Here is a 1,984-nt window from a genome sequence, read left to right as displayed (position 1 = left end):
TGGACCGCTGGAAAGACCCTTATGTGAAGGACACCCAAGCGCGCACGCTGACCGATGTCATCCCCGGCGCCGACGTCTTTCTCGGCCTCTCCGCCGCCGGCGTGCTGAAGCCCGAGTTCCTGCAGCACATGGCGCCGAAGCCGCTGATCCTGGCGCTCGCCAACCCGACGCCGGAGATCATGCCTGAGGTGGCGCGCGCGGCACGGCCCGACGCCATGATTTGCACCGGGCGCTCCGATTTTCCCAATCAAGTCAATAACGTGCTCTGCTTTCCTTACATCTTCCGCGGCGCGCTGGATTGCGGGGCGAGCGCCATCAACGAGGAGATGAAGATGGCCGCGGTCAGAGCGATCGCGGCGCTGGCCCGCGAGGAGCCATCGGACGTCGCCGCCCGCGCCTATTCCGGCGAGACGCCGGTCTTCGGCCCGGACTTCCTGATCCCCTCGCCCTTCGATCCGCGGCTCATCCTGCGCATCGCGCCGGCGGTGGCGAAAGCCGCCTGCGACACCGGCGTGGCGACGCGGCCGATTGCCGATTTCGCGGCCTATGTCGACAAGCTCAACCGCTTCGTCTTCCGCTCCGGCCTAGTGATGAAACCGGTGTTCTCCTCGGCCAAGGCCGCCAGCGCGAAGCGCGTCATCTACGCCGACGGCGAGGACGAGCGCGTGCTGCGGGCGGCACAGGTGGTCCTGGAGGAAGGCATCGCCGAGCCGATCCTGATCGGCCGCCCGCATGTCGTGGAAGTCAGGCTGAAACGTTACGGCCTGCGCATCCGGCCGGGCGTCGATTTCGGCCTGATCAACCCGGAGGACGATCCGCGCTACCGGCACTATGTCGATCTCCTGATCGAACTCGCGGGTCGCCGCGGTATAACGACGGAAGCCGCTCGCACCATGGTGCGCACCAACAACACGGTGATCGCGGCGCTTGCGTTGAAGCGCGGCGATGCGGATGCGATGATTTGCGGGCTCGAAGGCCGCTTCGAGCGCCATCTCCGCAATGTCACGCTGATCATCGGGCCGCGTCCGGGCATCAAGGACCGCGATCTCTCGACGCTGTCGATGCTGATCTCGCAGCGCGGCATCATCTTCCTCACCGACACCCATGTCTCCGTCGATCCGACGGCGGAGGAGATCGCCGAGATGACGGTGCTGGCGGCGGAAGAAATCCAGCGCTTCGGCATCGAGCCGAAGGCTGCGCTGCTGTCGCATTCGGATTTCGGCTCGCGCGATTCGCCCGGCGCGCTCAAGATGCGCGAGGCCGCTGCCATCCTCGCCCGCATCGCGCCGGAGCTGCAGTGCGACGGCGAGATGCATGCCGACTCGGCTCTTTCCGAGCATCTGCGCCAGCGCGTCTACCCGCATTCGCGGCTGAAAGGGGAAGCCAATCTGCTGGTGTTCCCGAACCTCGATTCGGCCAACATCACGCTGACGGCGCTGCGTGCCATGATGGACGCGCTGCATGTCGGGCCGATCCTGCTCGGCACCGACAAGCCCGCGCACATCCTGACGCCTTCGGTGACCTCGCGCGGCGTTGTCAACATGACGGCACTGGCGGTCGTCGAGGCGGCGCACAAGGCGCAGGCGCTCGCCCCGATCTGAGTTGAGGGTGAGCTCTGGGTTGTGCGAGCTCGCGCCAGCGGATTTGTGTTGAGTCGAAAGCTAGGGAACAGTTAACCACGAACGCGGTAGCCTTCCACCGGCAATCGGGATTCCAGGCGGATGAAGGGGTTGAAGCTGACGCACCTTGCTGCGCTGTTTGCAGCGTTGGCGGCGTCGGCTGTCGCTGTGACCGAGCCGCAGGCGGCTTCTCGCACCTGCCGCCAGCTCGAAGCGGAGCTTGCAGCCACGCGCGGCGGTAGCGGCGGTCCGGGACTGATCCGCAAATATGACGACGCGATCGCCCGCCAGCGCGAGCAGCTGGCCAAGGCGCGCGGCCGCGCCGGTGATGCCAATTGCGGCTTCGCGCTGTTTTCGCGCAATGC

1 protein-coding gene and 1 pseudogene are annotated in these 1,984 nt (G+C 66.4%); both read left to right on the top strand.

The annotated features are described in order from the left end of the window. Nucleotides 1–1,601: phosphate acyltransferase (locus tag EOA32_RS36595; RefSeq protein ID WP_128374261.1), on the top strand; the 1,601-nt coding region annotated here is incomplete at its 5' end. Between the two features lie 120 nt (nucleotides 1,602–1,721). After that, nucleotides 1,722–1,984 (top strand): annotated as a pseudogene (locus tag EOA32_RS36590) (hypothetical protein); the annotation flags it as partial.

It is taken from the genome of Mesorhizobium sp. M1A.F.Ca.ET.072.01.1.1 (genome assembly GCF_004023325.1).
GTDB lineage: Bacteria > Pseudomonadota > Alphaproteobacteria > Rhizobiales > Rhizobiaceae > Mesorhizobium.
The sequence above is the reverse complement of the archived record's forward strand: the minus strand, read 5'-3'. Positions and strand labels throughout refer to the sequence as shown.